This window comes from Collinsella aerofaciens, from assembly GCF_001404695.1.
GTDB classification, from domain to species: domain Bacteria; phylum Actinomycetota; class Coriobacteriia; order Coriobacteriales; family Coriobacteriaceae; genus Collinsella; species Collinsella aerofaciens_E.
This window is the reverse complement of record NZ_CZAQ01000034.1, coordinates 1-22,783: the sequence shown is the minus strand read 5'-3', so window position 1 is coordinate 22,783 and position 22,783 is coordinate 1. Positions and strand designations below refer to the sequence as shown.

At 58.6% G+C, this 22,783-nt stretch carries 19 protein-coding genes and 1 pseudogene; 11 read left to right on the top strand and 9 right to left on the bottom strand.

Going from position 1 to position 22,783, the window contains the following annotated elements:
- The 3 genes and pseudogenes from AQ996_RS08220 to AQ996_RS08210 all read right to left on the bottom strand — a co-directional run.
- A pseudogene (locus AQ996_RS08220) lies at positions 1 to 257 on the bottom strand (hypothetical protein); the annotation flags it as partial.
- Complete coding sequence (locus AQ996_RS08215) at positions 245 to 943, bottom strand: SIR2 family NAD-dependent protein deacylase (RefSeq protein WP_055252414.1); 699 nt, start codon at positions 941 to 943, stop codon at positions 245 to 247. The gene AQ996_RS08215 and the pseudogene AQ996_RS08220, both read right to left, overlap by 13 nt.
- A 3-nt stretch (positions 944 to 946) precedes the next feature.
- Complete coding sequence (locus AQ996_RS08210; RefSeq protein WP_197032824.1) at positions 947 to 1,912, bottom strand: SIR2 family NAD-dependent protein deacylase; 966 nt, start codon at positions 1,910 to 1,912, stop codon at positions 947 to 949.
- 143 nt (positions 1,913 to 2,055) lie between these two features.
- Between AQ996_RS08210 and AQ996_RS08205 the strand changes: the two genes are divergently transcribed.
- From AQ996_RS08205 to AQ996_RS08195, 3 genes are all read left to right on the top strand, one after another.
- Positions 2,056 to 2,616 (top strand): TetR/AcrR family transcriptional regulator, encoded by a 561-nt coding sequence (locus AQ996_RS08205; RefSeq protein ID WP_055252413.1) that lies wholly within the window; start codon positions 2,056 to 2,058, stop codon positions 2,614 to 2,616.
- 198 nt (positions 2,617 to 2,814) lie between these two features.
- Positions 2,815 to 3,345 (top strand): flavodoxin family protein, encoded by a 531-nt coding sequence (locus AQ996_RS08200; RefSeq protein WP_055252412.1) that lies wholly within the window; start codon positions 2,815 to 2,817, stop codon positions 3,343 to 3,345.
- Between the two features lie 180 nt (positions 3,346 to 3,525).
- Positions 3,526 to 4,815 carry an ATP-binding protein gene (locus AQ996_RS08195; RefSeq protein ID WP_055252411.1) on the top strand — a complete coding sequence of 430 codons (1,290 nt, stop codon included), beginning with the start codon at positions 3,526 to 3,528 and terminating at the stop codon, positions 4,813 to 4,815.
- 99 nt (positions 4,816 to 4,914) lie between these two features.
- Here AQ996_RS08195 and AQ996_RS08190 read toward each other — a convergent pair whose 3' ends face one another.
- The gene (locus AQ996_RS08190; RefSeq protein ID WP_055252410.1) at positions 4,915 to 7,155 is read right to left on the bottom strand and encodes a DNA gyrase subunit A; all 2,241 of its coding nucleotides are present in this window, start codon (positions 7,153 to 7,155) and stop codon (positions 4,915 to 4,917) included.
- A gap of 45 nt (positions 7,156 to 7,200) precedes the next feature.
- On the bottom strand, positions 7,201 to 9,198 hold the full coding sequence (locus AQ996_RS08185; RefSeq protein WP_055252409.1) for a DNA gyrase/topoisomerase IV subunit B: 1,998 nt from the start codon (positions 9,196 to 9,198) through the stop codon (positions 7,201 to 7,203).
- Between the two features lie 234 nt (positions 9,199 to 9,432).
- Between AQ996_RS08185 and AQ996_RS08180 the strand changes: the two genes are divergently transcribed.
- From AQ996_RS08180 to AQ996_RS08170, 3 genes are all read left to right on the top strand, one after another.
- The gene (locus tag AQ996_RS08180; protein WP_055252408.1) at positions 9,433 to 9,993 is read left to right on the top strand and encodes a sugar O-acetyltransferase; all 561 of its coding nucleotides are present in this window, start codon (positions 9,433 to 9,435) and stop codon (positions 9,991 to 9,993) included.
- A gap of 270 nt (positions 9,994 to 10,263) precedes the next feature.
- Positions 10,264 to 10,494, top strand: a complete 231-nt coding sequence (locus tag AQ996_RS08175) for a helix-turn-helix transcriptional regulator (protein WP_055252407.1) — start codon at positions 10,264 to 10,266, stop codon at positions 10,492 to 10,494.
- Positions 10,495 to 10,503: 9 nt separating this feature from the next.
- Positions 10,504 to 11,088, top strand: a complete 585-nt coding sequence (locus AQ996_RS08170; RefSeq protein WP_055252406.1) for a hypothetical protein — start codon at positions 10,504 to 10,506, stop codon at positions 11,086 to 11,088.
- A gap of 90 nt (positions 11,089 to 11,178) precedes the next feature.
- Here AQ996_RS08170 and AQ996_RS08165 read toward each other — a convergent pair whose 3' ends face one another.
- Positions 11,179 to 15,546: a hypothetical protein gene (locus AQ996_RS08165; RefSeq protein ID WP_055252405.1), complete on the bottom strand. Its 4,368-nt coding sequence runs from the start codon at positions 15,544 to 15,546 to the stop codon at positions 11,179 to 11,181.
- Between the two features lie 155 nt (positions 15,547 to 15,701).
- Positions 15,702 to 16,706 (bottom strand): helix-turn-helix domain-containing protein, encoded by a 1,005-nt coding sequence (locus tag AQ996_RS10025; RefSeq protein WP_055252404.1) that lies wholly within the window; start codon positions 16,704 to 16,706, stop codon positions 15,702 to 15,704.
- A 297-nt stretch (positions 16,707 to 17,003) separates the two neighbouring features.
- Between AQ996_RS10025 and guaA the strand changes: the two genes are divergently transcribed.
- Entirely contained in the window at positions 17,004 to 17,984 is a 981-nt protein-coding gene (gene guaA, locus AQ996_RS08155; RefSeq protein WP_082435590.1) for a glutamine-hydrolyzing GMP synthase, read from the top strand.
- Between the two features lie 116 nt (positions 17,985 to 18,100).
- Here the strand turns inward: guaA and AQ996_RS08150 are convergent, their stop codons facing one another.
- Together AQ996_RS08150 and AQ996_RS08145 are read right to left on the bottom strand one after the other, a co-directional pair.
- Positions 18,101 to 19,249 (bottom strand): HAMP domain-containing sensor histidine kinase, encoded by a 1,149-nt coding sequence (locus AQ996_RS08150; RefSeq protein WP_055252403.1) that lies wholly within the window; start codon positions 19,247 to 19,249, stop codon positions 18,101 to 18,103.
- Entirely contained in the window at positions 19,246 to 19,920 is a 675-nt protein-coding gene (locus AQ996_RS08145; protein WP_055252402.1) for a response regulator transcription factor, read from the bottom strand. The genes AQ996_RS08150 and AQ996_RS08145 overlap by 4 nt, the downstream gene beginning before the upstream one ends.
- Before the next feature lie 89 nt (positions 19,921 to 20,009).
- Between AQ996_RS08145 and AQ996_RS08140 the strand changes: the two genes are divergently transcribed.
- The 4 genes from AQ996_RS08140 (at position 20,010) to AQ996_RS08125 (ending at position 22,728) form a co-directional block, all read left to right on the top strand.
- Positions 20,010 to 20,156 carry a CD1871A family CXXC motif-containing protein gene (locus AQ996_RS08140; RefSeq protein WP_197032826.1) on the top strand — a complete coding sequence of 49 codons (147 nt, stop codon included), beginning with the start codon at positions 20,010 to 20,012 and terminating at the stop codon, positions 20,154 to 20,156.
- On the top strand, positions 20,149 to 21,060 hold the full coding sequence (locus AQ996_RS08135; RefSeq protein WP_055252400.1) for a 4Fe-4S binding protein: 912 nt from the start codon (positions 20,149 to 20,151) through the stop codon (positions 21,058 to 21,060). The genes AQ996_RS08140 and AQ996_RS08135 overlap by 8 nt, the downstream gene beginning before the upstream one ends.
- A gap of 35 nt (positions 21,061 to 21,095) precedes the next feature.
- Positions 21,096 to 22,058 (top strand): redoxin domain-containing protein, encoded by a 963-nt coding sequence (locus AQ996_RS08130; protein ID WP_055252399.1) that lies wholly within the window; start codon positions 21,096 to 21,098, stop codon positions 22,056 to 22,058.
- 226 nt (positions 22,059 to 22,284) lie between these two features.
- Positions 22,285 to 22,728: an FAD-dependent oxidoreductase gene (locus tag AQ996_RS08125; RefSeq protein WP_055252398.1), complete on the top strand. Its 444-nt coding sequence runs from the start codon at positions 22,285 to 22,287 to the stop codon at positions 22,726 to 22,728.
- The last annotated feature ends 55 nt before the right edge of the window (positions 22,729 to 22,783 follow it).

Below are 22,783 nucleotides of genomic sequence, written 5' to 3'. Positions count from 1 at the left end.
AGCATGAAGTCGATGTATCGCGCATAGTATGCCCATCGCTGCTCGAGGCTGGGGTAGAGGTGGTAGAAGCCGTCGAAAAGGCTCTTGAAGCCAAAGGCTTGCTGCCAGTCCGTCATTCCGGCGCGCGCCATGCCTGCGCGGTTGTAATGGTTGAACCCGGCGGCGCTTGACATGCCCGAGCCGATGCCGACGATGATGGCGTCGGCATCGTCGATAAGGCTTCGAAGCCTATACGCTTCCCTCTCTAGAGACGGCATTGGGCAATCTCCTCGAAAGCCGGGGCCATATCGCCGTCAACGAGAATCGTCTCGCACGATGCATCGGGCGCCATAGCCTGGCTGTAGTTGAACACGATGTAGGTGGCGTGCTCGCAGACGTTCGCGATCTGGGCGAGCATGTGCTTTATGATGCCGTTGCGCAGTCCCACGCCAAGTTCGAGGATGGCGACCCTGCCGTTGCGATGGGCTTGCACAAGGCGCTCGAGCTCCTCGAGCTGGGCCGTGGCGAGGGCGTCTGGATGGGCGAGACGCCGCTCGTCGATCGACGTGCGTATGCCCCCCTCCGTCTCGAGCACGCGGTTCTCGTCGAACCCGGCGCGCGCGAAGTGCCCGTCGATGTTGCATGTGACCACGAAGGTGTCGGCGTGCTCCGTAAGACGCCGCAGCCCGTTCATGAGCGAGCCGGGCTCATATTCGAGATACTCCTTTTGATGGAACCGCTCGGCCCATCGGCGTCGCACGCTGGCATCCGGGGAAGCGAGCCCCTGCAGTATGCAGCCGATGCCGTCTGCCTGGGCGAGGTCCCCGTACGCCTCTTGGAAATGAGCATCGGCGCAGAAAAGGTTGAGCCCCTCCGCCATGTCGAGTCCGTTGCTAGCGCCGATGATGACAAGATCCGCTTCGGCTAGCGCCCTGCCTATGCGAACTGCTTTCGCCGTCTCCATGCGCTACCTCCCCAGCGTCTTGCGCACGTCGGCAAGCACGTCGGCGATGTCGGCGCGAACGGCGAGCCCCCGATCCTCGATCGCGCGGGGGAGAAACTGCGTCTTGTTGTTTACGGCGATGTAGCTGGCCTGCGGTAACTGCGCTGTGAGGGCCCAGAACGGCTCCTGGATAAACGCGGGCGTCATGCGGCCCACACCCAGCTCGAGGAAGAGGATCCTCTGCCGTGCGTGCGCGTCGAGCCATTCGGACACCTTGCGGTACTGCTCCTCGTAGAGTTCGCCCTGCAGGAAGTTGCCGTAGCCGCGAACCCAGGGGAACGCCTCTGCCCCGCAGTGCGGGCAGCGCGGCACGAGCTCTGTCGGAACCTCAAGGCCGTCTCCCATGGCCTCTACCATGTTGGAGACCGGCTCGACCGCATCCCACACCGCGTCGGTGCAACAGCGGGAGCACTGAAAGAAGCGGTGGTCGCCTTGGATCTCTGCCACTTTCTCCCAGGGATAGAGCTTCACAAACTGCGTGTCCTGGTTGGTGGTGAGCACGAAGAAATCCTTCTCGGCGAGAATGGCGTCGAGGTCCCTGTAGGGCTTGCGCAGCGGGGCGTTGAGCGTGGTGTCGAGGAAGGTGGCGAGGTATCCCCAGCGCGCCTCGGCGGTGGGCCAGCGGTAGAACGACCCCTCGAAAGCGCCCTTGAAACCGTAGCGCTCGGCGAATTTGCCGAAATGCTTGCGATAGGTCGCGTTGTCCTCGTAGTAGAAGTCGCCGCCGCCCGCCGCGGAGAGCCCGGAGGCCCCGCCCACCAGCACGCAATCGGCTTCTTCGATCATACGGGCGAAGTCCTCGATTTGCTGGTCGTAGGGCTCGGGCTCGCGGTCACTCAGCTCATAGGGCGTGCTGCCGCTGCGGTAGGCGGCATGAAGGGAAAACGATCGGTTGGTGAGCTCGATAACGAGCTGCTCGTACAGGGTCACTGGATACCTTCTTTCAGCTATTATAAACAGGTGTCTATAAAAAGTATCCATGTCGATTTGCTTAAGAGCAATGAACAGCTTCGGCCTGCTGTCGATAAACGAGCGTTTGCCGGGCATTGTCGAGCGTTGCAATTGGAGGGGTAATGGAAGCGGGGAAGATCGATCGTCGCCGACGCTATACACTCTCGGTCATACGGGAGGCGTTCTTCGCGCTGCTGGCCGAGGTCGGCTTCGCGAAGATGACGGTAGCGGATATTTGCCGCCGCGCCGATATCAACCGTGGCACGTTCTATCTGCACTACGAGGACAAGTTCGCCCTGCTCGACGCGCTTATCGACGAGGCCTTGGCGGCGGTGCCGCCGCTCGAGGGAACGGAGGCGGGTGCCCTCTGCCAGCGTCCGCCGGCAAACGATGACTATTATCTGCTCTACTCGGATGACGACGCGTACGCCCGGGTGGCACAGCGCGTCGTCGAGCGCGGCGCCGAGCAGATGGTTCCCTCGATCATGGAGGAGACTGAGCTTTCGCGCGAGGACGCCTATCTGCTCTTCGTCCACAACGTCCAGGGAAATCTCGCGGTCAACCGCCTGCTCGGTTGGAGGCGAGGGCCCGAGTTTGCTCACGCTCAGGAGCTGCTCAGCGCCTATTCCGAAGGGGGCATGCGGGCGGTATCGGCTCGTCACGATCCTCGTAGCTCGTCTTGACCGCATGTCATTTCAGGTAGGTGGCGTTGCTATGGGCCCTCTTTGATTTTCGACGTTGTATAAGGCAATCGCAATCGTCTTGAGCTTCTTTAGGGAACTTGAACAAGAGATATGGCCTGCTGGCGATTGATTAACACCATTCGTTTTGGTTACAAGAAAGCATGCTGCGCGCCTGCAGCATGAGGGAGAGGGAATCCTATGAATATCGTTGTATTGAGCGGCAGCCCGCGTAAGGGCGCTAATACCGATACCATGGTCGAGGCGTTTGCCGAGACCGCGCGTGAGGGCGGCCATACGGTCGAGGTCATCCGCGTTGCCAGCAAGAAGATCGCCGGCTGCTTGGGATGCCAGTACTGCTTCGCCCATGAGGGCGTCTGCGTGCAGAAGGATGACATGGCCAACGTGATTGAGTCGCTGAAAGACACCGACATGGTTGTCTTCGCTTCGCCTATCTACTGGTTTGATATCACTGCGCAGGAAAAGACCGCCATCGACCGCCTGTACGCCTTCGGTGCCACGGGATTCCCGTTCACCAAGACGGCCCTTTTACTCGATAGCCACAGCGAGGGTGTCTATGATGCGGCGATCGCTATGTACAAGTCAACCTGCGCGTACTGCAAGTGGGAGGACCAGGGCATTGTCACCATCAGCGGTATGACCGAGCGCGACAGCATGGCATCCTCGCCCAAGTTGAAAGAGGTGCGAGAGCTCGCTCGCAAGCTTGCCTAAGGACAAGAAGAACGCATGGCAATCAGCGTTGGTGGAAATGCTTGCTGTCCTTACCGAGAGATAGGGGCGAATTCCCTCAAGTGCCGTATAGAACAATTTTTAAACGCAGAAAAATAACTGAAAACAAATTAATCCGCGTTAAAATATTGTCAAATAGAAGTTCATGAGGGAAGGTTACGTATGCGTCGCAAGGCAGACGAGCTCCTTAGGGAATGGCGAGACAGAGCTGATAGAAAACCTTTGCTGGTCAAAGGCGTGCGCCAGTGTGGCAAGACCTATTTGCTCAGAACGTACGCCCAGGATCTTTTCGAATCGGTTGTCTACGTTAATCTTGAGAACGACCGGTCGGCGCGAGCGGATTTTTCGGGCGGTCTTGACCCTCATTCGATCGTACGTGCGATCGAGGCTCGTACGGGACAGCGTATCGTGCCTGGCAAAACCTTACTGTTCATTGACGAGATCCAGGCATGCGAGGAAGCGCTCACTTCCCTTAAATACTTTTGCGAAGATGCTCCCGAGTATTACGTTGCGGCTGCCGGGTCGCTTCTTGGGGTTGCCATTAACCATCAGTCGTATTCGTTCCCCGTCGGAAAGACCGACTTGATTGAGATGGCTCCACTCGATTTCGAGGAGTTTCTCTGGGCGATGGGGCACGATCAGCTGGTCGACGAGATACGCTCATCATTCGAGATAATGGGTCCTCTTGCGCCAAGCCTTCATGAAAAGGCGCTTGGGCTCTATCGACAGTATCTTGTTGTTGGCGGAATGCCCGAGGCGGTCCAAACGTACATCGATGATCAGTCAATCATTGATGTGGCCGAAAAGCATCGGATTATTCTCGACGGATATTCCGCCGACACCAATAAATATGCTGATGAACGCTTGAGTGCAAAGACGCGTGCGTGCTTCGATTCCATTCCACAGCAGCTTGCCAAAGAGAATCGTAAATTTCAATACAAGGTAGTGCGAGCGGGGGGCAATGCGTCTCTCTTTGGAGATGCTCTCGATTGGCTTGTATTGTCGGGTACGGTGGCGCGCTGCAGCCTAGTCGGGCAGATCGAAAGCCCCTTAGAGGCCTTCGTTAACCCTTCTGCTTTTAAAATCTATCAGGCGGATACAGGGCTGCTGGTCTCCAAGGCCGGTGCTCAACGCGCCGATATTCTTGCCGGTATCGGCGGCACATTCATGGGTGCACTTACCGAAAACTACGTTGCCCAACAGCTTTCAGCCATGGGTTATCCACTGCATTATTGGGCGCGAGATAATCGTGCGGAAATCGACTTTGTAGTAGAGAAGCAGGGATGCTTGTCTGCGATTGAAGTCAAGGCGGGGGAGAACACAAGATCTCGAAGTCTGTCCTCACTTAAAAAGACCCATCCGGGCGTGCGCCTTATCAGGCTATCGACTAAGCCCTTTGGAATGAATGATGGGCTTATGTCTGTTCCGCTTTATGCGGCATTTTGTCTATAGGGATGATGCTGGTGTAATGCATGGGGCCCGGGGCGCAGCGTTTACTGCGCTCCGGGCCCCGCTGCTTTGTAAAACCATGACGGTTTAGTCGCCGTTGTTTTAGTCAAACAAACTCGGCATGTCATTTTCCTTCATGAGGGCGCCGGCGGAGGGCAGGCTCTGCGCGGTGAACTTCTCGGCCGAGACGCCGGCGCCAAGGATTTCCTCGGTCGTGCCGACGGTGGTGACCGAGCGGCCCTTCTTGGCCGTAAAGGCCTGGACGCCCTGCGTGTTGGTGGTCGTCTTGGTCTTGAGCAGCGACGTGTTGAAGTTCATCAGGCGGTAGTCGCTCGAGACCAGCGCGAGGTCGCGGTCCTCCTTGAGCACCTGCGCATACAGCAGCTTGCTGCCGCCGTAGATGGCGTTCTTAAGGCGCTTGCGGTTGGTCTTGGTAGCGTATCCAGAAAGCGCGACACGCACCACGCGGCCGTTCTCAAAGACGAACAGCACGTCGGCCTTGTAGTCCTCGGGGTCGATGACCCAGATGACGCTCTCGTCGGGTTCCATCTCAAGATCGGTCGGAAGGTACGAGCCCAGCTGGGCCGACTTGGTGTCCTCAAACGCCGTGACCTTGCACTTGTACACCTGGCTCTTGTTGGTAAAGACCAGCAGCTCGTGGGTGTTGGAGGACGGGAACTCGATAAAGGGTTTGTCGCCGTCCTTGTACTTGAGCGTGGTCGCCTTCTTGAGCACGCGGTCCGTCATCTTCTTTAGGTAGCCATCGCGCGAGAGCATGATGGTGACCGGGTACTCCTCGACCTCGGGCTCCAAGCTTACCTCGATAACCTCATGGGGCTCGATCCTGCCCGTGCGGCGCGGCATCACGTACTTCTTGTTGACCGCTGCTAGCTCGTCGCTGATGACCTTCTTGATGTTCTCCTCGCTGGAGAGGATCTCCTCAAGCTCGGCAATCTCGCCCTCGAGCTTGGCGATGTCCTTGGTGCGGTTGAGGATGTACTCCTCGTTGATGTTGCGGAGCTTAAGCTCGGCGACAAACTCGGCCTGGGTCTCGTCGATGTCGAAACCCTTCATAAGGTTGGGTACAACCTCTGCCTCGAGCTTAGTGCCGCGGATGATGGCGATGGCCTTGTCGATGTCGAGCAGAATTGCCTCAAGGCCGTGCAGCAGGTGCAGGCGCTCGGACTTTTTGCCCAGGTCAAAGTTAATGCGGCGACGCGTGGACGCAATACGCCACTTGACCCACTCGTGCAGAATCTGGCGCACGCCCATAACACGGGGATAGCCGTCGACGAGCACGTTGAAGTTGCACGAGAACGAATCCTGCAGCGTGGTCGAGCGATAGAGCTTGGCCATGAGCTTGTCGGGGTCGACGCCGCGCTTAAGGTCGATGGCGATGCGCAGACCCGAAAGGTCGGTCTCGTCGCGGATGTCGGCGATCTCCTTGACCTTGCCCTCCTTGGAGAGCTTGACGATGCGTTCGATGATGACATCGGTCTTGGTGGTGTAGGGGATCTCGTACACCTCGATGATGCGCTCTTCGGGAATCCAGCGCCAGCGGGAGCGAATCTGGAAGCTGCCAAGACCGGTCTCGATGATCTTCTCCATCTCCTCGCGGCGGTAGATAATCTCGCCGCCGGTCGAGAAATCGGGCATGGGCATGTACTCGAGCAGGTCGCAGTCGGGGTCCTTCAGGTAGTGCATCGTGGCGGTGCAGACCTCGTTGAGGTTGAAGCCGCAGATATCGGACGCCATAGCGACGCCGATGCCCTTGTTGGCCGAGACGAGGATGTTGGGGAACGTGGTGGGCAGCAGACGCGGCTCCTTCATGGCACCGTCGTAGCTGTCAACGAAGTCGACCGGGTCCTTGTCGATGTCTTTGAAGATCTCGGCGCTGATGGGGGAGAGCTTGGCCTCGGTATAACGCGAGGCGGCGTAGCTCAGGTCGCCCGAATAGTACTTGCCAAAGTTGCCCTTCGACTCCACGAAAGGAGCAAGCAGCGCCTCGTTGCCCGTGGCCAGGCGCACCATCGTCTCGTAGATGGCGGCGTCGCCGTGTGGGTTGAGCTTCATGGTCTGGCCCACGATGTTGGCGCTCTTTTGGCGCTCGCCCTTGAGCAGGCCCATCTTGTACATAGTGTAGAGCAGCTTGCGGTGCGAGGGCTTAAAGCCGTCGATCTCGGGGAATGCACGCGAGACGTTGACGCTCATAGCGTAGGGCATGTAGTTGACCTCGAGCGTCTGCGTAATCGGCTGGTCGGTGACCTCGGAGTGCAGGCCGATGACGTTCTCGGCGTTGACCTGCTTTTTCTTGGGCTGGTTCTTCGTCTTCTTCTTTGCCACGATTTCCTCTTGAACTTCTTATGGGCCGTCGTTATCGATTTGCTGCTACTGCAGGTCCAGCTGGTCCAGGTATTCCTTGCCGTGCTCGGAGATGTGACGCTTGCGGCCCGTCTCGTCGTTGCCCAGCAACAGGTTGAACATGGTCTCCATCTTGGTGACGTCCTCGGGTTCTACCTTGATCAGGCGGCGCGTCTCGGGGTTCATGGTGGTGAGCCACATCATGTCCGGATCGTTCTCACCAAGACCCTTGGAGCGGTTGATCGAGCACTTCTGGTCGCCAATCTCCTTGAGGATGCCGTTCTTCTCGAGCTCGGTGTAGGCAAAGTAGGTCTTCTCTTTGCAGTTGATCTCGTAGAGCGGCGACTCGGCGATATACACGTAGCCCTCGTCGATAAGCGTGGGCACCAGGCGATAGAGCATGGTGAGCACAAGCGTGCGGATGTGATAACCGTCGACGTCGGCGTCCGTACAGATGATGACCTTGTTCCAGTTGAGGTTGTCCAGGTCAAAGGCGCCAAGGTTCTTGATGCGCTTGTCCTTGATCTCCACACCGCAGCCCAGCACGCGCATGAGGTCCATGATGATGTCGGACTTAAAGATGCGCGGGTAGTCCTCTTTCAGACAGTTGAGGATCTTGCCTCGGACGGGCATAACACCCTGGAACTCGGCATCGCGCGAGGTGCGGATGGCGCCTGCTGCCGAGTCGCCCTCTACGATGTAGATCTCGCGACGGCTCTTGTCCTTGGAGCGGCAGTCGATGAACTTCTGCACGCGGTTGGCCATGTCGGTCTTCTGCTGCAGATTGGTCTTGATGCTCTGGCGCGTCTTCTCGGCGTTCTCGCGCGAGCGCTTGTTGATGAGCACCTGCTCCATGATCTTGTTGGCGGCGTCTTTGTTCTCGATCAGATAGGTCGAGAGGCGCTCCTTAAAGAATGCCGTCATCGCCTGCTGGATAAAGCGGTTATTGATGGCCTTCTTAGTCTGGTTTTCGTAGGACGTCTGGGTGGAGAAGCAGTTGGTCACCAGCACCAGACAGTCCTGGACGTCCTGCCACTTAATGCCGCTCTCGTTTTTGTTGTACTTGCCCTGTTGCTTGATGTAGGCATCGATGGCGCTGGTCAGAGCACTACGGGCGGCCTTTTCGGGCGAACCGCCGTTCTCGAGCCATGACGAGTTGTGGTAGTACTCCTGCATCATGAAGGTGCGCGAGAAGCACATGCACGCGGTGATCTTGACGTTGTAATCGGGCAGGTCCTCGCGGTCGCGACCGCGACGGTCAGCCTCGATAAAGAAGGGCTCGGTAAGGTAGTCGGTACCGACCTTCTCGAGCACGTAGTCCTCGATGCCCTTGGGATAGCAAAAATCCTCTTCGGAAAACTCGCCATCGTCGCCCTCAATGCGCAGGCGGAAGGTCACGTTGGCGTTGACCACGGCCTGGCGGCGCATGGTCTCGCGATACCAGTCGTGGGGAATGCTGATCGAGGTAAAGACCTCAAGATCGGGGCGCCACTTGATGGTGGTGCCGGTGCGGTCCTCGTCGCTGGGCTCGATCTCAAGCGCTTTCTTTTTGGCGCCAACGACCTTGCCTTTCTTAAAGTGCAGGGAGTACTTGTTGCCGTCGCGCCAAACCGTGACGTCCATGTACTCGGATGCGTACTGGGTCGCGCACGAGCCCAGGCCGTTGGTACCGAGCGAGAAGTCGTAGTCGCCGCCCTGGTTGTTGTTGTATTTGCCACCTGCGTAGAGCTCGCAAAAGACGAGCTCCCAGTTAAAGCGCTTCTCGGAGGGGTTCCAGTCGAGCGGGCAGCCGCGGCCGTTGTCCTCTACCTGAATGGAACCATCGCGAAAGGCGGTAAGGGTGATGAGCTTGCCGTAGCCCTGGCGCGCCTCGTCAACGGCGTTGGACAGGATCTCGAAGGCGGCATGCGCGCAGCCGTCGAGTCCGTCCGAGCCAAAGATAACGGCGGGGCGCAGGCGTACGCGCTCCTCGTCCTTGAGCTGACGAATACTGTCGTTACCATAGTTTGCGGTGTTTTTTGCCATGCTCGCTCTCTCGATGCTCCTTTGCTGCGTTGTAGTCATATAGATAGTCAAGGTAGCATAGCCCAGGCCTCGGACGATTCCAACTAACACGAATTCCATCGAACGCGCGTTCGGAGTCGGTGACCTTTAGCTTCTGCGGTCATTCCCTGCGCGGCGTGGTGCTCGTGTTAAAACCGTGGCTTATCGGCTGGTAGAATTGCCGCATCAAGACTGCATGTTGTTTGAGGGGGCGCAATGACTGAGAAAGAGAAGATGGAGCGCGGGGAGTGGCATGATGCCAACTTTGACGAGGAGCTCCTGGCGCAACGCGCAAAGGCGGAGGCGCTCTGCTATGACTTTAATATGGCAAAACCCGGAAGCGACGCGCAGCTTGACGCTTTGAAATCCTTGCTCGATACCGATCTTCCGCAAGGGCTGACGGTCCTTTCGCCTGCCTACTTTGACTACGGGAGCAAGACGAGCTTTGGTGAGGGCTGCTTTGTAAACCATGGCTGCTACTTTATGGACGGCGGCTCTATCACCTTTGGTGGCAACGTGTTTATCGGGCCGTTTTGCGGCTTCTACACCGCTTCGCACCCCCTAAAGGCAAAGGACCGCAACTTGGGTCTCGAGAAGGCTCTGCCTATTGTTGTAGGCGATAACTGCTGGTTTGGCGCGAACGTATCCGTGTTGCAGGGGGTTACCATCGGCAGCGGTTGCGTAATTGCCGCGGGCAGCGTCGTGACGGAAGACCTTCCGGACAACGTGGTGGCGGCAGGCGTTCCCGCGGTCGTCAAGAAGATCATCGAACAATAACGGAGCTATTAAACGATGGGGCACGCATGGTTCCGGCAAATCCGGTTATTGGCGTGCGCGTTGGCCATGCTGATAAGTTCCACTTACTCGGGTCCTTCCGACTCGGTTTTGTCCGAGTAAGATTGAATAGCGAATCGAAATTGTTATGTCCACATGGCGATGGCGGACATGGTTTCCATAATGACAGATATAGTTGACATCTTGTGAAGGATGCAATATATTTCTGTCATGTTGCAACGGATATCTGTCCATTACTACGAAAGGAACTCCATGCCGGGCAAAAAGAACCTACGCATGAAGGCGGCACGCGCGGCGGCTGGCCTTTCGCAAGCTGACTTAGCCCAAGCCGTGGGCGTTACGCGCCAAACCATCGGCCTTATCGAGGCGGGCGGCTACAACCCCACGCTCAATTTGTGCGTGGCAATCTGTAAGGCGCTGCGCGTTACGTTGAACGACTTGTTTTGGGAAGACGAAACCGACGCCGACCCTAATGCTCTTTAGGAGTTCACTATGAAATATGAAGATCTGAAAATCGTGCAAAAGTGGCGTGAATATGCCGGCCCAAAGGATGAACGCCTGGAGGCTGAGAACGCGAAGATCTACAAGATTGGCTTCGTGCTGCTTTCGTTTGGCATGTTGATGATCTTTTTCTACCAGTTTATAGCTCGACAGGTTACGTGGGTTCACAGCGACGCTAGTGAAATGCCGCATGGCTTTGCAACGCCGTTCGAGGCAGCCATGTATTTGTGGCTCGTTCTCGTGATGTTGATTTGCGCAGGACTGCAAACGCGGAAGGGCTATGTCGATACCAATCGTTTTGGGCAAACCGAGCATCTTCCTGTTGGATATTTCCTGCTTGTCAGCGGTCTTAGCGGCGCCGCGTTCGCGCTTGTTATTGCCGCAATGCGCTGTATCGCTGAGGCGCAGATCGTACCGCTCGAAAGCGTCTTTTGGTTGGCGAACCTGGTCACGGGCGTGTTCTGCGGTGCGACGATTTTCGCGGCCACGTTTGCTGTCCTGTGCGCAACGTTTTTCACGGCGAAAAGACGCCGTGCCAAGCTCGAGGCAGAACTCGACTCCTCAGACGACATTTAATGCGCAATGGGCTGGCTCTGGGTATTCAGAACCAGCCCATTTTGATGTTCGATGAGCCGAGTCGGCGCCTCTCACAAAAGTAACTAGGAGCTAGCGAGGCCTATCCGAATTGTCCTCATTGGCGGTGTCTTTTTCGAGCGCCGTGCGGCGGGCGCTGTAGGCGACAAGGCCGGCACCAACTGCGGCGAGCGCTGCTGCGGCTGCGGTTAGGGGGACGTTGCTGTCGCCCGTGCCCGCAAGCGCGCCCGCTTTTCCGGAGCGCTTGTTATTGCCGTGGTCCTTGCCACTGCCGGAGCTGCTTCCGCCGGAGCCGCCGCCCTCGTCAGTACCGCCGCCACTCGAGCTACCATCGCCGTCTGCTGTCATCGGGGCGTCGTGAAGTCCTGTCGTATCCGCGCTGTCGCATACGCCGACCTGAACTTCTGAGCGTTCGCATGCCGCGTCGGGCACATGAAGCTCGTGCAGAACGGCACTCAGCGCCGAGTTTGCGCCCGGTCGGATCTCCTCGAGCGTTACGGGATCGAGCGCCACCAGATTACGCGCCTTCGCATACAGCGTGACGCGTTTGCCCACTTCGTCGCTCCAACTCTCGGGGATGGCGAAGCTCATGCGGAACTGTGCCGTGCAACCCGGTGCCAGCACGGCGTTGCCGTTGTCGGCTACCAGCGGGTGCGTTGCAAAACGTGCGCCCAGCGTCTCGAGCGCGTACTTTACGTGTGCCATGTCGTTGGCCGAAGCGTCTTCGGCAAGCTCTGGATCGTAGATCGAAGCCATGCGTGCGTTCGCTCCGAATCCGATGGATGCGCTGGAGAACGGCTGGCTGGAGCCCTCTCGGTACAGATCGATTGTGCCGGCAGTCAGCAAAGTGTTGCCGTCGTTTCGCACCGTGACCATGAAGGATTCGCCTGCTGCTCCGGGCACCACCGCGCCCGAGGTAGCGACCGCGCCCGTCGGAGTGGCACACGCCACCAGAGGCACTTCGATGCCGTGCAGCTCTGCCTCGCTCTTCTCCGCGCTCACAATGTGCGTGGCGAGCGCGGAGAGCATGCCTCCCGACGTCAAAAATGTCGTTATCTGATCGACGGGATGGTCCAGCTCGCACATCACGAACGGCTCCGTGAACAGATCGCCTGCCAAGGTGCTGGCGAAGATGCGGAAGTGCTTGCCCATTACTGCTACCGGGCTGCCTTCTTCGTCGTAGGTTTGCCCCACCTTGCCATCGGTGTTCTCTACATAGAGCGCGCACCTGCCGTTGTTGCTTACGCTAAACGATGCCGGGCCACAGCCTGCGGCACCCACGGGCTGCGTTGCAAATGCCGATGCGCCTCGCGTCCAAGTAATATGCTGCAGCTGCTCGTTGACGGTGGCCAAAAAGCCCGAATGTTGTGGCCACGGCACCGCATGGGGCACCGTGGCGTCTGGTGGCATAACGCCCCAGCCCGCAATGGACTGGCCGATCACGGCGTACGATGCGCAGCCGCAACCGTCTGCGGTCTCGTACGCAACGGGCACCACCATTTTGCCGTTGATATTCTCGGGCTCGCTCAGCTCGATACTCGACGGTGCTTGCGGAAAGCGAAGAACTTGGCGGAACGTCAGGCTGTCGCCCAAATCATCCGACCACAGGGTAAAGCATTCCAGCGCAACCTCGGCCTCGCTGCCGAGCGCCTTTTCTGCGGTGGTTCCGCGGCGGTGGAGGTAGGCACCCGACAGGCGTCCGTCGATCAGCGTCTTGCCTACCGTGATGCGCGGGCACTGCAGGCAATGGTAGCCATCCTCTTGCAGGCGGCCGCGCGAGATGCTGCGCCATGACGTATGCGACACAACGCGGATCTCGTCATTACTTATGCGCAGGCGCACAACGGACAGTATGCCGGCTGTGCTTGCCGTATCGAAAAGGGTGTTGTCGCCGGCGGGGCGCTCGCCCGAGACCAGCAGCACGTAGGCGTCCTGGTTTCCTCTTCCGTCCGTATATTCCACCACGTCGAAGTCGTAATCGAATATGCCGTCGCGCTCCACGTCGCCCTCGCCAAACCCAAGGGGAAAGTCCACGGGCGTGGGAGCGGACCACGTGCCGTTTGCCTTTGTGTGCACCACCAGGCGCGAGCGGCCATTGTCGCCGTAGCGCACCGAGGCGATACGGAACAGGCATTCTACGCCGGCAATCATCGTTAGCTTCATGTGGGCTTCGCTGAGCACGCCGGAAAACAGCACGTTGTCGCTCGAGGGTTTTATGCCGCCACGCTCGTCCTCCGACACGCCGGCAGAATTGGCGTTCGGGTCCGCAACGGCGTTCGTTGACTGACCGATGTAGGTGTACTCATACATCGGCGCGGCGTTTTCGTCGTTCTCTACCAGTGCATGGACGAAATGCTCGATCTGTCCCGTGTCTTCGCTTTCTGAATCCGCCTCGAGCTCAATGCGCGTGGCCGCTTGATCCCAATCGCGCACGACAGGCGCGGCATTTACGGCAGTGGCCTTAACCTCGGCGCGTGCGAGCAGCTCGGCGTTGGTGACGATGGTGGCCGATGCGATAAACTGCGGCACACCACCTGCTTCGGCGTTGCCGGCCGAGCCGAAGCAGGCATCCAACGTATAAGGCGTATTTCCACCCAATGCCAGCTCAGAGCGCTGGAGTACATACTGGTCGCCATTGTTCACCGACATATTCCACGAATCGATGAGTGTGGGCCACGACCCCGACCAAGCCTTGGTGGTCCACTTGAACATTACGAACTGGAGTATCACATCGACATCGACGTCTGCACCTACGCGCAGCCGCGGAAGCTGGTGTCCATCTGCCTTCTCGTACCCAATGAACAGTGTGAGGGATGCGGCGCCACGCACAGCGGACGAAGCGACGCCTGCAATGCCGGCTCCAAAGGTGACGGCAAGTCCGATCTGGATGGTGAACGAGCCCGACGTGTTGGAATAGTCGAGCGAAATGTTCTTGAAAAACGCCGCGCCGCTGCCGTGCGTGTGGGCGCCCACGGCGAGCGCCAGTTTTGCCAGCACCCAGGGGTTGACGTTTAGGAAAAACGGCACCGGTCCTAGGGTAAACTGCTCGGTCCAATTGAGGTCGGTTCTTACCTGGAAGAGGGCCTTAATATTGCCGTATGCGGGGTCGTTGTTGTCACCCCAGGTTTTGCCCACCCAATCGTAGGCGAGCGAGCCGTACAGCTGTGTGGCGATATCCATCGTGAACAGCGGCGTGCAATGGTGGCGAAGGAGCTTGGTGTTTCTTGGATCGGTGCCCGAACCGGCACTCATACTTTTGTACTGATTCCACTTCCCCTCCATTTCGTCGAGGTAGCGGTTTGCCTGCTTGGCGCCCGACTCGCGCGGTGACTTCTTCCAGTACTCCGGATCCGGATTGCCCGAATCGTTCATATAGCTGGCTGGTTTGTATCCTCCGCCAAACAGCACGTATCCAGCAAACGAGAAATCGAAGAGGATCGGAAATGTGGGTATCCAGCACGTGAACTTATTGCCGCCGATGCCGGGAAACGCCGCGGGGAAATCAAACGGAGTGACCTCTTGGTCCATGGTAGTGGGGACGATAGTGGTCGAGCCCGATTCCGCCTTTGCGGCCGGCGCGGTGACAACGGCCATGGGGGATGAGAGCGTGTAGGTTTTGCCCTGATAGTCGAGGACAAAGCGCAGCTTGCACCCTTCCTCCAGAAGGCCCGATGCCGCGTCGAGAAACTTGTCTTCGAGTGTGAACGTCGCCAGATTATCCGCGCCTGATGCGCTGGCCTTGATCTGGCCGATCTGCGTGACGGTTTCGGGCGAGCTACCCGTGGCGGGCATTACCTTGTTGATGTGCAGCGTTGCCTGTCCACCCTGTGGCAGATGTGCCTGTACAATAAAGGCATGCGTGTCGGGTTGGTCGTTTGCCGCGTCGTCCTTCGGCAATGCCATGAACGTGGCATCAGCGTACTGGATGTCCCATTCGTCGAATGTGAGCTGGCGGAAGTACGGCTCGCCGTCGGACAGCGGACGTGTGGGTGCGGTTATGGCGGTGCCGCCCTGGATACGCGCAAGGGGAATCTCGACATCGCGGTAGCCCGCCATGCTAATGGAGATGCCGCCGTTAAAGTCGTACGCGTCGAGAAGCGTTGCCTCGTCCACGTAGTCTTCCGAAAGAGGGGCGACCTCAAAGATGGCCGTGCCTTCGTCATCGGTCGTGGCGGTGAGCTGCTTGCCTACGGCATAGCGCGATGTGAGCGTGACCTGGGCACCTGCGATGGGCGTATTCTTGTTGGCGACGTCGACCACGACTACACCAAACATGGTGCGCGAGAGAACGAGCACCTTGAAGGGATCTTCTTCGTCGGCATAGGCCGCGGTGGGCGCGAACGGCAGCAGGAAGGCATTTTCGCTTCCCGGCACGCGAGGCAACATGATGCTCGCCAGCGAGGACGCTCCAGCAACAAGTAACGAACGGCGATCAAGCATCTTGGGCTCCCATCCCGCAAATATCGGTGGAAATAATCCAATTTTGCGAGAAGACGCTTCGTGGCGGTAGTGCCGTTCGATGGCCAAAATGTCCAAATTGATCGAGCGAAGCGCCGGGTTCCGGAACGCGTTCGATGCGCTTGGCAGCCCGGTCGCTAACGCAACATATGCGCGACCAGCTCGGCGCGTGTGCCGATGCCAAGCTTTGCGTATACGCCGGATAGGCGGTTTTTGACGGTGCCCGGCGATACTCCCATATGGCGTGCGATTTCGGCGTTGGTCCACCCACGACAGGCGAGCATGGCCATGGTGAATTCCGTGGTCGTTAGATCGTCGGCCACGTCCTCGCCCGAATCGGGGTTGTGGATGCGCCGCCAGCCGTAGCTGAAGCGGTACGTGATCTCGATGATGCGCGCGAAATCGTCAGGGTATTGCGTTTTTAGGCACGCCTCGATGAGCCCCTGTAAAAGGCCGTGGTGCTCGCCGATGAGCTCGATGAGGCCGTCGGGGCGCGCAATGTCCCAAGCGGCGCCAAAATGCGCTTTTGCGGCGTCGACGTCTTTGAGACTCATGTATGCCATGGAAGCTGCCAGGTGCAGGAACAGTTCCGAGATGGGATAGCTTCCCTGTTTCATAATTAGGGCGTTTTCCGCCATGCCCAGACTGCGGCCATATTCGCCGCGCAGGTACAGGGCATGCGCCATCACGTAGCTGGCGAACAAGCGCAGGCCTTCGGGCAGATGCGCCGCAAGCGGATAAAACTCTTCGGCAGAATACGGGGAAGGCAAGTGCAGCAGGACGCTCGCGGCCGAGGCGAACAGGATATGTGTGGCGTGGACGGCGGGCGATTCCTCGTCAGTTGGCGTATCGAGGATGCCCGCAAGGCACCGGCGGGCGTCGGCGATACGGTTGAGCGACAGACTGGCGTATCCGCAGATAAAGCATGCGGAATAGCGCAGTGCGGGATCGGTGGCGTCAAGATAGGGGCGCGCCGTCTTGGCAGCAAGGGTGGCCTGTCCGCGAAAGTACAGCGCTTCTGCCGTGGCAATGGCGCGCGAATCGGGGTCGGAAATGCCTGCAACCGCAGCGTCCATCTGCCCCGGCACAAAGGCAGTGCACATCAACGGCATGGGAACGCATGGGTAGCCATCGCAGTCCATCTTCCATCTCCCAACAGCTGGCAACAATAGCAGCAATTGTACTCCTGTTGCTCGGGACTTGAATTTGTGGGTATCGCCTACGATTGTGCCGAACGTATAAAGGAAGAGTCTATTGGCGATGCTCCCAAGGTGGCTACCGAAGCCTAGCTGACCTCGACATTAGGAAAAAATACCACCCCTGTAAAAAGCTCTGTCGCAGCGATGGGAAACGCATCTCGTTCTGCATATAATGAGGTCATGTGACGGTGCGTTTGCATACGTGTAACGCATTCCCATCGAACCGAAAAGGAGCTCTGCATGGATCCCAACAAGCGTCCCGACGACATGGTGCGTATCACCACTCCCGAACTTGCCCAGGCGTTCATCGAAGAGCAGGTCGCTGCAATCCGCGAGCAGATCGGCGACAAGAAGGTCCTGCTGGCCCTTTCGGGCGGCGTTGACAGCTCGGTTGTCGCGGCCTTGCTCATCAAGGCCATCGGCAAGCAACTCATCTGCGTGCACGTGAACCACGGCCTGATGCGCAAGGGCGAGAGCGAGCAGGTCGTCGACGTCTTCAAGAACCAGATGGACGCCAACCTGGTCTATGTTGACGCGACTGATCGCTTCCTGGATAAGCTCGTGGACGTCGAGGAGCCCGAGGCCAAGCGTAAGATTATCGGCGCCGAGTTCATTCGCGTGTTCGAGGAGGAGGCCCGCAAGGTTGGCGACGAGGTTAGCTTCCTCGCCCAGGGCACCATCTATCCCGACATCCTGGAGTCCCAGGATGGCGTGAAGGCTCACCACAACGTGGGCGGCCTGCCCGATGACCTGCAGTTTGAGCTCTGCGAGCCCGTCAAGCTGCTGTACAAGGACGAGGTGCGCGTCGTGGGCCGCGAGCTCGGCCTGCCCGAGAACATGGTTGAGCGTCAGCCGTTCCCCGGTCCTGGCCTGGGCGTCCGCTGCCTTGGCGCCATCACCCGCGACCGTCTTGAGGCGCTGCGCGAAGCCGACGCCATCGTGCGCGAGGAGATCGACAAGGCAGGTCTGACCATCTGGCAGTATTTTGCCGTCGTGCCCGACTTCCGCGCCACCGGCGTGCGCGAGGGTAAGCGCGCCTACGACTGGCCCTGCATCATCCGCTGCATCAACACCGTTGACGTCATGACCGCCGAGGTGCCCGAGCTCGACTGGGCGCTGCTCAAGCGTATTACCGCTCGCGTCACCGCCGAGGTTCCCGGCATCTGCCGAGTGTGCTACGACCTCACGCCGAAGCCCGTCGGCACGGTCGAGTGGGAGTAAGCTAACTCAGCTGGTAGGCGACGAGAACTAGCAGATGTGACAAAGGGACAGTCCCTTTGTCACATCCTCGATATTATGTGCGGGATGGTACGCCACGCGGCGTGCCATCCCGTTCGTTATTTTAATGAGCCGAGTGCGCGAGTGGGAAGAGTCACGAGCATGGTCGTTCCGCGCTCCGAGCTCTTTTCGACCTCGATGGAGCCGCCGTGAAGTGCGGCGATCTCCCAGACCAGCGCAAGCCCCAGCCCCACGCCGCCGTATGCCCTGCTGCGCGATTTGTCGACGCGATAGAAGGGCTGAAAGATGCTCGTCTGGTATTGCTCGGGAATGCCCGGCCCCTGGTCGCGCACGCGTAGCAGCACGCGGTCGCCTTCGGCGCAGGCGTTGATTTGCACGGTCGAGTTGGGCGCGCTATAGCGTATGGCGTTTTCGGTCAAGTTGAACAGCAACCGATAGATCAGCGTGTCGCTGCCGATCGTTTGCGCGTCGCCCTCACTTGTAAGCGTGATGTCTTTTTGCTCGGCAAGGGGTGCCAGGTCCGTGAGCACTTCTTCGATCATCGGCGCTAGGTCAATCACATCGTTGCAAGGGACACTGCGCAGCTCGCTCATCTCGAGCAGGGTCTTTGTCATGTGCGTCATTCGCTCGGTCTGCTCCTGCAGCAGCCCGAGCAGGCTCGCTGTATCGGCGTCGACGTCGGGGTGCTCGGCGCAAAACAGCTCGACCTGGGCCTGCATGAGCGCAAGTGGCGTGCGCAGCTCGTGCGCCGCATTGCCCGTAAACTGTCTTTGTGCGGAAAATCCCTCGTCAAGGCGGGCAATCATGTCGTTAAACGACGCGCTGCAGCGCCTGAGTTCAGAGGGCACGTCCTCGCTGATTTTTGTGTCGGCGAGGTTGTCGGGCCGCACGCTCTCGACTTGCGTCGCAAAGAAGCGCAACGGCCGCAGCGCATGTCCGCTTACAAAGTAGGCCAGCACGCCGCCGAGCAGCGTCACCGCCGCAGTTATATACCAGCTCGTCGCGCCAAACGATTCTTGGGCGTCGTTCACGACGATGGTCAGCGCGTCGTCGAGCTCTTTGTTTGTCGGGTCAAATGAGCTGGGCGAGGCCGCCTCCACCTTGCTGTGCGCCGACGCTTCTGCACCAATCGAGTCCATGTAGCGCATGCCGGAGTAGCCAACCAGGCAATTCATAAGTACGCAGGTCGAACATATCAGCAGTGCCGTCATCAACGTGATGCGCCACTGCAGCGACAACCGCTTCATTTGCCATCCTCCATAACGTAGCCTTCGCCGATTCGGTTGCGGATGGGGTCGTGCCCCAACGCGCCGCGCAGCTTTTTGCGCAGCGACGAGATGTGCACGCGGGTCGCGTTGCTAAAGCTGTTGACGCTGCTGTCCCATACGTGGTCGATGAGCTCCTCCTGGCTCACCGGCCGCCCCTGGTTAAGCATCAGGTATTCCAAGATGCCGGTCTCCTTGCGCGTGAGGGACAGGATCTCGTCGCCCACTGTGGCGAGGCGCGCCTTGGTGTCAAAGCTCAGCGATCCACAGGTTAGAACAACGTCGCTTTGTGTAAAGCGTCTGAGGGTAAGGCTGCGAATCCTTGCCGCAAGCTCGTCAAGATGAAACGGCTTGGTGAGGTAGTCGTTGGCGCCCGCATCGAGCCCCGCTACCTTGTCGGAGACCTCGCCACGTGCCGAGAGCACAAGCACCTTGGTCTCACAATCAGCTGTCCTGAGTTGCCTGAGCACGGTCATGCCGTCGACATGGGGGAGATTGAGGTCGAGCACGACAAGATCAAAGGTCTCGACATCGAGCAGATCGAGGGCCTGCTGCCCGTCGTAGCAGCAGTCGACGCTATAGGCCAAGTTGCGCAGGCTGCGTGCGATCGCATCGCACAGCGCCCGCTCGTCCTCGATGACCAAGATGCGCATAACGTTCTCCTTGCATAATCATTCACGCTTAACACGGATTTTATAGTCGGTATGGTCCAATGGGTCGCGAAACGAAAGGAGTGGTCAGATTGTTCAAAGCGATTAAGCCTGTGGCGCAGGTGGCTTTGCTGATCGTTGGGGTAGCCATGGTTGGCTTTGGAATTATGCGCGGCGAGGCAGATGCCGTGCTGGCCAAGGCAATCAGGCTGTGCTTGGAGTGTATCGGAATTGGATAAAAGAAAAAACACTGCATCGCATCTTTTAGCGCGATTTCGTGGATTGATTCAGGCGGCGGCGACGCTTGCGACCAATATTCACCTGCCTAACTTTGCCAAGGGCGGCATCTACCAGGGAGCGGGCAAAGCCGTCTGCGTGCCGGGCCTCAACTGCTACTCGTGTCCAGCGGCCTCGGGTGCGTGCCCCATCGGGTCGTTTCAGTCGGTGGTGGGCTCGTCTAAGTTTAGCTTCTCGTATTACGTCACCGGAACGCTCATTCTGATCGGCGTGCTGCTGGGACGTTTTGTATGCGGCTTTTTGTGCCCGTTTGGATGGCTACAAGAGCTTTTGCATAAGATTCCCAGCAAAAAGCTCTCCACGAAAAAGCTCAAGCCGCTCACGTACATCAAGTATGCCGTGCTGCTGTTTGCCGTGGTGCTGCTGCCCGTCTTGGTGGTTAACGATGTGGGTATGGGCGACCCGTTCTTTTGCAAGTACATCTGCCCGCAAGGTGTGCTCGAGGGCGCGATTCCGCTGTCCATCATGAACGTGGGAATCCGCTCCGCGCTGGGAAAGCTCTTTTCCTGGAAGCTCGCGATCCTCATTGTGGTTGCGGTGCTGAGCGTGCTGTTCTATCGCCCCTTCTGCAAATGGATTTGCCCCCTCGGCGCATTTTATGCGCTCATGAACAAGGTGTCTTTGCTGGGGATCCAGGTTGACCAGTGCAAATGCGTCTCGTGCGGCAAGTGCGCCAAGGTGTGTCAAATGGACGTGGACGTTACGCGTACGCCCGACCATGCCGAGTGCATTCGTTGCGGCAAATGCGTGGGCGCGTGCCCCGTCGATGCTATTAGCTTTCGCTATGGGCTGGGTGTGACGGGCGACAAACCCGCGCAGTCCACGCAAGCCTGCGAAAACAAATAGGTACCTATATAAGTTTCGATATAAACGGAGGAACCATGAAACTGTCAAAAATTGCAGCTCTGTTGATGCTGCCCGTGCTGGCGCTGACTCTCGCGGCGTGCTCTGCCCCCAAGGGCGACGCGAAGGGTGCTACGAGCGGCGATGCGCAGATTGCCGAGCTCATAGCGCAAAAGCCGTCGAGTGCCGAGGAGGCGGCCGAGCTGTACCAGCAGCTGCTGCAAAAGGAAAACGAGATCTTTGCGAGCGATAACGCCCTATGGGAAAAGGTGTTCCTTGCGGCCAACAAAGACACTCCCATGATTGAGGACGGCAAGAACTACGGTGACTTCTTGCTCGATACCATCGAGGGCGCCAAGGATCAGTTTGCGGCTGACGAGCTTAAGACGCTTAAGGCCGGCGCGCAGCAGGTCAAGGAGATCGAGGACAAGCTCATGGCGCTGGAGAAGGAGTTCCCCGGATGCGGCAGCACGCCCGGCGAGGGGGAGAGCGTCGATGCCTCGACCGCAGGCATGACTAACGGCGAGAGCGGGGAGACGAAGTTCCCCAGCTTTAAGGGCAAGGACTTGGACGGCAACGATGTAAACAGCGACGAGCTGTTCTCCAAGAACAAGGTCACCGTCATGAACTTCTGGTTTACCACCTGCAAGCCGTGCGTGGGAGAGCTGGGCGATCTGGAGAAGCTCAACAAGGAGCTTGCCGAGGAGGACGGCCAGGTCGTGGGCGTTAATTCCTTTACGCTCGATGGCAACAAAGACGAGGTGGCCGATGCCAAGGACGTGCTTTCCAAGAAGGGCGTGACGTATAAGAACATCTGGTTTAAGTCGGACAGCGAGGCCGGAAAGTTCACCTCCAACCTGTACTCGTTCCCGACCACCTACGTGATCGACCAGAACGGTAACATTGTGGGAGAGCCGATCATGGGCGGCATCAACTCCGCTGAGCAGCGCGAGGCGCTCAACAAACTGATCGATCAGGCACTCGCGAAGAGCGAACAGTAAGTCCGTGGGACAGACAACTGAAGGGGAGTCGCTGGAAACAGCGACTCTTTTTTCTGCTTCGGGGTAGCATCATGGGTATACGTCGAAAGGGCACGCAGCTTTTCGTGCATTGCCCGAGCGGTGCGCGAAGCAACCAAGCTGTGAGTTTTCTTAAGCGTTCTGGGTATGGCAGTGTCAAGAATATCGGCGGCATAAGCGGCTACACGGGAAAGGTGGTGCGTTAGCTATGAAGGTGGTTATCGTTGGAGGCGTCGCGGGCGGCGCATCGGCGGCGGCACGTTTGCGCAGACTCGACGAGCAGGCCCAAATTGTCATCTTTGAGCGCACGGGTTTTGTATCGTATGCCAATTGTGGGCTTCCGTACTACATTGGCGGCGTGATAGAAGAAGAGAGCGCATTGACGCTGCAGTCTCCCAAGGGCTTTTGGGATCGCTTTCGCATTGCGGTCAAGACGAGTCACGAGGTGTTTGCCATCCATCCCGATTCGCATACGGTCGAGGTTCGCAATATGCTGACGGGCGAGGAATTTGTCGAGACGTATGACAAGCTCATCCTGTCGCCGGGTGCAAAGCCGATCCGCCCTGCGTTGCCGGGCATCGACTCGGATAAAATCTTTGGCTCTGTTAGACCGGAATTGACACGACCGGCCGCTCCCTTGCCCTCAAGTTGATCTATCGCGGCCGTTGGGGCGAGCCGGTGCCATCCTCGTCGGCCTTCTCGGCGGG